Below are 7,266 nucleotides of genomic sequence, written 5' to 3' on the forward strand. Positions count from 1 at the left end.
GTGTGCCGTTGCGTGCGGGGGTGAGCGCGTTCGGGATGGGCGGGGTCAACGCCCACGTGGTACTGGAGGAACCCCCGGCGGCACCGGCCGCCGCGGCACCGGTGCCCCGGCGGGCCCACCTGCTCAAGGTCACGGCCCCCACGGAGGCCGCCCTGCGCCGGCTCGCCGGAGACTACGACGACCATCTCGCCGACCTCCCCGACGGGGCGTTCGCCGACTTCGTCCACACCGCCGACACCGGCCGCACCGACCACCGGCACCGGGCCGTGCTCGCGGTCGCCGACCGCGAGTCGGCCCGCAAGGAGCTGCGGGCCGTGGCCTCCGGCGAGCGGCCCGCGGCCGCCGTCCGCAACCGGTCGGTACCCACGGCCTTCGTCTTCACCGGACAGGGGTCGCAGCACGCCGGGATGGGACGGGAGCTGTACGAGTGCGAACCGGTCTACCGCCGGTCGATCGACGAGTGCGAGGCGCTGCTGAGGCCCCACACGAGCGTCCCCCTCACGGAATTGCTGTTCGGGGACGGTCAGGGCGTGCTGGACCGGACCGAGCACGCCCAGGTCGCGATCGTGTCCACCCAGGTGGCGCTCACCCGGCTGCTCGGGGCGTGGGGGATCGTCCCCGAAACCGCGATCGGGCACAGCCTGGGCGAGTTGGCCGCCGCATGGGCATGCGGAGTGTTCGACCTCCCCGATCTGCTGCGGCTGACCGCGGTCCGTGCCCGTCTGATGCAGGCACAGCCCGGTACGGGAGCGATGGCGGCGGTGACCGGCCCCGTAGAGGAGACCGAGCGCCTGCTGGAGGAGTACCCCCGCCTGGAGGCCGCCTCCTACAACTCCCCGGTGCACATGACGGTGACCGGCCCGGCCGAGGAGATCACCCGGCTGGTGGAGCGTGCGGGCCAGGGCAGGGCACGCCGGCTCAACGTCTCGCACGCCTTCCACTCCGCGCACATGGACGGCGCGGTGGGACCGTTCGCCGACGCCTTGGCGGACACGCCGATGAACGCCCCCGCCGTGCCGCTGGCCAACGGTCTGACCGGGCAGTGGCACACCCCCTCCACCGCCACCGACCCGGCGACGTGGGCGGCACAGATCCGGCACCCCGTGCGGTTCCGCGAGGGCACGCAGGCCCTGCACCGCTCCGGAGCACGCCACTTCTGGGAGGTGGGTCCGCAACCGCACCTGACCCCGCACGCCCGCGCCACCGCCGACGACGTCGAGGCGCGCTGGCACACCACGCTCCGTAGAAACCGTCCGGAACAGTACAACCTCTACCGGTCCGTCGCCGACCACCTCAACACCGGGGTCGGACACCTCGACTGGGACGCCCTGCACGCCGACAAGGGAGGACGCACCGTCACCGTCCCGGGCTACCCCTTCGCACGCCGGAACCTGTCCGTCGAACCGCCGCGGCGCTCCGCCCCGGACACGGTCTCCGGACACCCGTTGGTCGACAGCATGGACGAAGAGAGACGAGGGACCCTGTGACCAGTCGCACGCGTACCTACGGGAAGACCTTCGACCACTCCGAGGCGCTCCTCGACCAGCACCGGTTCGGCGGCCGCGCCCTGCTCCCAGCCGCCGCCCAGATCGAGATGATGCTGTTCGCCCTCCTGCGGGGGGAGCCCTTCGCGCCCAGCGAACTGCGCGCCATCGCCTTCCCCCGGCCGCTCGCCCTCGACGGGGGAGCGCGGGAGCGGGTCGACCTGGAGGCCCGGTACCACGACGGTGGCGGCGTCGACCTGGCACTGCGCGCGGACGGGAACCGGGTGCTGTCCACGGCCCGAGGCCGGAGGACGGAGGACACGCCGCCCGAGCCCTGGCGGGCGCGGGACACCGGCTCCTCCCTCGACCCCGGCGAGTTGTACGCCGCCTGGTCCGCGGCGGGCCTGGAGTACGGGCCCGACCTGAGGACCGTCAGCACGCTCACGGTCGGCGACGGATACGCGGAGGCCGAACTGGACGGTACCGCCACCGCGGGCCCCTGGCTGCTGCACCCCCACCTGGTGGACGGGGTCCTCCAGGTGGCGAGCGTGGCGGCGCAGAGCCTCGCGGACGCGGGGCGGACCCGGGTGACCGTGCCCGTGGGCGTGGACCGGCTGGCCGTGTACGCGCCCCTGCCCCCACGGGTCCGCGTCCGTGTCCGCCGCACCCGACCGCACGACGGCCGCTCCACCGTGGACGCCCACGTCCTCGACAGGGCCGGGAACGTGGTGGCGGTCATGGAGGGGGTGCGTATGCACGAGCCGGCCGCGCCCGCCGCCCCGGCGGGGCGGCCCCTGCCCGGCGGCCGGATCTCCTGGAACCCGGCCGGATCCCTGCCGTCCCGGCCCGTCGAGGGCACGTGGGTGGTTCTGCGCCCGTCGGCGGACCAGCCCTCTCCCCTCGCGGAGGAGACGGCGTGTGCGCTGCGCGAACGGGGCGCGCGCGTGGTCGAGGTGGTGCCCCCCGCGCCACGGGACGTGCGCACCCGGCTCTCGGACCGATCGTTCGAGGAACTGTGGGAACGGGTCGGCCCGGTGTCCGGGGTGGTCCACCTGAGGTCCACGGGCACGGCCCGAGACGACGGTGACGAACTCGCCGCCGGGGCGCACACCTGCCTGCACGCGATCCGCACCCTGGCCGCCCACCGCAGGGACGCGCGGTTCGCCGTCCTCACCGAGAACGCCCAGCCCGTGTCCGAGGGCGACCGTCCGGTTCCGGGCCGGTCCGCGCTGTGGGGGCTGGTGCGCACGGCCGCGATCGAGTACCCCGGTCTGGACCTGCGCCTGGTGGACACCGCCCACGGCACGGACGCGCGACAGGCCGTGGCCGACGCGCTGGGGGCCGGCCCCCTGGAGAGTGCCCACCGCGGCGGCGTGCGCCTCGAACCCTCCCTCATCCCCTTCTCCCCGCCCCCCGGAACCGGGATCCGGCCGGGAGGACGCTACCTCGTCCTGGGCGGCCACGGCGGTATCGGTGTGGAGGTCGCCGAGCGCTTCGCCCGCGAGGGGGCGGGCGAACTGGTGCTGGTGGGCCGCTCGGCCCCGGACCCGGAGACCGTCGAGCGACTGTCCGCCCTCGACTGCCGGGTGCGTTCGCTGCGCGCCGACGCCTCGGCCCCCGGCGAACTCGCCGCCGCGGTGTCGGACCTGCTCGCCGACGGGCGCGGACTGCACGGGGCCGTACACGCGGCCGGGATCCTCCGGGACGGGCTCATCCGCGGCACCTCCGCCGAGGACCTGGAGGCCGTCCTGCGGCCCAAGGTGGCGGGGACCCGCGCCCTCGCCGATGCGGTGTCCGGACTGGACCTGGACTTCGCCGTCCTGTTCGGCTCGGTCTCGGGGACCTTCGGCAACCTCGGACAGGCAGGGTACGCCGCCGCCAACGCCTACCTCGACGGCTTCGCCTACTCCATGGGACAGCCGTGGACGACGGTCTCCTGGGGCCTGTGGGGCGAGGTCGGCATGGGGGTGGAGGTGGCCGACGTGCTGCGCCGGCGCGGTGTGCGCCCCCTCGGCACCGAGGAGGCGCTGGACGCCCTCCTGGCGGTCCTGGGCGGACCCGAGCGCAGAGTGGTGGTCGCCCACCCCGACGGCAGGACCGTCCCGCACCCGGCCGCGCCGTCGACGGCGCCCGCCGACGCCCCCGCCCCGTCCCCCGCGGAGGACGGTCCTGCTCCGGCTCCCGGACTGGGGGAGCGGGTGAGGCGCCTCCTCGCCGCGCGACTGGGGCTTGACCACGTCGCCCCGGACACGCCTCTGGCCGATTACGGGGTCGACTCCATCATGAGCGTGGAGATGGCCGAGGAGCTGTCCCGGGCCGTGGGCGCGGATCTGCCCGCGACCCTGTTCCTGGAGTATCCCGACGCCGCCGGCGTCACCAGGGCGCTGACAGAGCGGCACGGGGTCAGAGCCCCGGAGCCGGTCGGGCCCGGGGACGCCACCGCGCCGAAGACCGGTCCAGTCGGGGCCGGACACCCGTCCGTCGCCTCGGGACCGGAGGAGGCCCTGAGCGGCGAACCAGCCCCCGCGGCCTCGGAGGCGGAGCGAACGGCGGCGGACCGCGCTGCCTCCGCGCAGGCGCGCCCGCGTCCCGAGGACATCGCGATCGTCGCGGTCTCCGCGGACCTGCCCGGCGGTCAGGGCCTGGCCGGGTTCTGGGACCTGCTGGTGGCGGGAGGCACCGCCTTCACCCCGATCCCCGCCCAGCGGTGGGACCCCGGGCTGCTGTCCGACCCCGAAGCCCCCGCCGACCACTGCCGCAGCGGCGCCTTCATCCGGCTCGGCGACGGCTTCGACCACCGTTTCTTCGCGACCTCGCGCCGTGAGGCCGACGACATGGACCCCCAGCAGAAACTCCTGCTGGAACACGCCTGGCGGGTGGTCGACGAGGCCGGGCAGCACGGACGCACCGATATCGGCGTGTTCGTCGGAGCCACCTACGAGCACCACCGTGACGCCTCGGGCCTGGACCGGGTGGGGCCGCACACCGCCCTGGGGTCGATGAACGCGCTCCTGGCCAACCGGATCTCCTACACCCTCGACCTGACCGGACCCTCCCAGACCGTCGACACGCTCTGCTCGTCCTCCCTGGTGGCACTGCACCAGGCCGTCCACTCCCTGCGGTCGGGGCAGTGCGGAGCCGCGCTCGTGGCCACCTGTCACGCCGGCCTCACCCCCTGGTACTACCGGAGCCTCACCCGGATGGGCGCCCTCTCCACCGGTCGGCCGCGCCCCTTCGACGAGCACGCCGACGGTTTCGTCCCCGGCGAGGGCGCCGTGGCGCTTCTGCTGCGCCCCCTGGCCGACGCGCAGCGCGAGGGCGACCACGTCCGCGGCGTGATCCGCGGCAGCGCCGTCAACCACGGCGGCCGCGGCGGATCCCTGCCGGTCCCGCGCGCCTCGGCCCAGGAGGCGGTCGTCCGCGCCGCCCTGGCCGACGCCGATACCCGCCCCGAGGACGTGACCCTGATCGAGGGGCACGGGACCGCGACCCGCCTCGGCGACCCCGTGGAGGTCGAGGCCCTGGGCAGGGTCTTCGGCCCCGGAACCGGGCTGCGGCCGATCGGGTCGGTGAAGGCCAACATCGGCCACCTGGAACCCGCGAGCGGCCTGGCGGGACTGGTCAAGGTGCTGCTGTGCATGGAGCACGGCACAGTGCCCCCGCTCGCCGGGTACGAGCGGCCCTCCACCCGTATCGACCTGGCCGCGGCGGGCCTGTCGGTCAACCGTGAGGCGCTCCCGTGGCCGCGTACCAGGCCCCGCGTCGCCGGGGTGAGCGCGTTCGGGATGGGCGGGGCCAACGCCCACGTGGTCGTCGCCGAACCTCCCGAGCGGACCGGGCACACGCCCCGGCCGGAGGGCGGACACGTCCTCGCCCTCTCGGGGCACACCCCTGAGGCGTTGGCCGCGCGTGTCGCCGACGTGGCCCGGTGGCTGCCCGGGGCCGACGCCGACCTCGGCGACGTGTGCTTCTCCGCCGCCACGGGCCGGGACCACCGAGAGCTGCGTGCCGTCTTCCCCGGCACCGACCGGGAGGAGGTCACCGAGCGGCTGCGCGACTTCCTCCGGCACGGCCCGGACGCGGCGCGGGCTGCCGCGCGGGAGGCCCTGCCGAGCGAGGCGGCCGACACGGTGCGGCGCTTCCTCGACGGCCAGGCCGCGGACCTGCGGCCGCTCTACCCCCGGGGACGGCGCGTCCCGCTGCCGCCGTACCCGCTGCGCATCCCTGCCGGGGAGGGCCTCCCTGCGCCCCTGCCCCCCGAGGAGCCCGCCGTCCCGGTGCCCGACCGGGACACCGAGGCCGCTCTGGTCGCCGAGCACCGGGTACTGGGCGAGCCGACGGTGCCGGCCGCGCTCCTGCTGCTGCGGGCCCTGCGACACGCAGGTCCGCTGAGCGAGGTGCTCTTCGCCTCGCCGGGCACGGGCCCGGGCCCTCTGACCGAGGAGGTGTCCGAGGATGAGGTGACGCTGCACTGGGGCGGGCGGCGCATCGCGCGGGCCCGTACCGGAGGCGGCGGCTCCGTCACCGTGCCCCCCGCCCCCGTCGAGCCGGAGCGCTCCCTGGACCCGGTGGGTCTCTACGCCTGGTTCGCCGCCCAGGGCGTGGAACACGGGCCCGCCCTCGCCGTCATCGACACCGTGCGCTACGACGCCGAGACGGCCCTCTGCTCCCTCAGGCCGGGCCCCGACGCGCCTCCCTCCGCTACGGCGGTCGCCGCGGTGGACGCGGCGTTGCAGAGCATGGCGGTCCTGACCATGGCCGACCGCTCCGCCGACGCCTCCGTCCTTCTGCCCGCTTCGGTGGCCGAGGCCCAAGCGCTCGGAGACCCTTCGCGTACCGCTCGGGTCCAGGCCCGCCTCCTCTCCCGAGAACCCGACGGTACGCGTGTGGCCGATCTCGCTCTGTTCGACGCCGCCGACCACCCCCTGCTCCTGCTCAGGGGCGTGCGCTACCGCCCGGCCCCCGGCACGGCCCCGCTGCCCGCCCCCGCGCCCGAGAGGGAGGACACCCCCGCCGCCGGGGTCGCCGACGTCGTGCGCACACTGCTGCGCGAGCCCGACCTGACCCCCGACACCCCGTTCACCGGGCTCTCCCTCGACTCCATGCTGGCCACCGAGATCGCCGAACGCCTTGAGGCCGACCTGGGGGTGCGGGTCAGCTCCCTCGACGTCCTGGAGGCGGCCGACTGCCGGGCCCTGGCCACCGCCGTCGGAGCCCCCGTGTCCGTCGCGGGCGTCCGGGAACCGGAACCGCCCGAGCCTGGGAAGGCCGCGCCGCTTCCGCCCGCCCGGCCCCGGCACGACGAGCGGTCCGACACCGGGGACACCGCGGTGGTTGGCCTGTCCACCGCACTGCCCGGCGCCCACACGCCGGAGGACCTGTGGCGGCTGCTCGCCGATGGCGCGAGCGCCGTCGCCCCGGCGCCCGCCGACCGCTGGGAAGAGGGCGGAGCCCGCCCGCAGGGCGGCTTCCTGGAGGGGATCGAGAACTTCGACGCCCGCCTGTTCGGCGTCTTCGCCCACCAGGCCACGGTGCTCGATCCCCAGGCCCGCTGGCTGATGCGCGGGGTGTGGGAGTGCCTGGAGTCGGCGGGCACAGCGCCCACGTCCCTGGCGGGTACCCGGACCGGCGTGTTCGTGGGCGCCAGCTACCAGCACTACCGCGAGTACAACATCGAGCCCGAACTGGACGCGTTGAGCGGGCTGGGCAACCACAACGCCTTCCTCGCCAACCGTGTGAGCCACTTTTTGGACCTGCGCGGGCCGAGTATGACCATCGACAC

General features: G+C 75.4%; 2 protein-coding genes. Both read left to right on the plus strand.

The genetic code is table 11. The features are described 5' to 3' along the window. A partial coding sequence (locus ACFHWE_RS23200) for an acyltransferase domain-containing protein (RefSeq protein WP_416603996.1) occupies positions 1-1,487 on the plus strand: 1,487 nt, incomplete at its 5' end. After that, positions 1,484-7,266 (plus strand): SDR family oxidoreductase (locus ACFHWE_RS23205; RefSeq protein WP_416603997.1); only part of this gene is annotated, 5,783 nt, incomplete at its 3' end. The genes ACFHWE_RS23200 and ACFHWE_RS23205, both read left to right, overlap by 4 nt.

Source organism: Nocardiopsis sp. LOL_012, assembly GCF_048060475.1.
Lineage (GTDB): Bacteria > Actinomycetota > Actinomycetes > Streptosporangiales > Streptosporangiaceae > Nocardiopsis.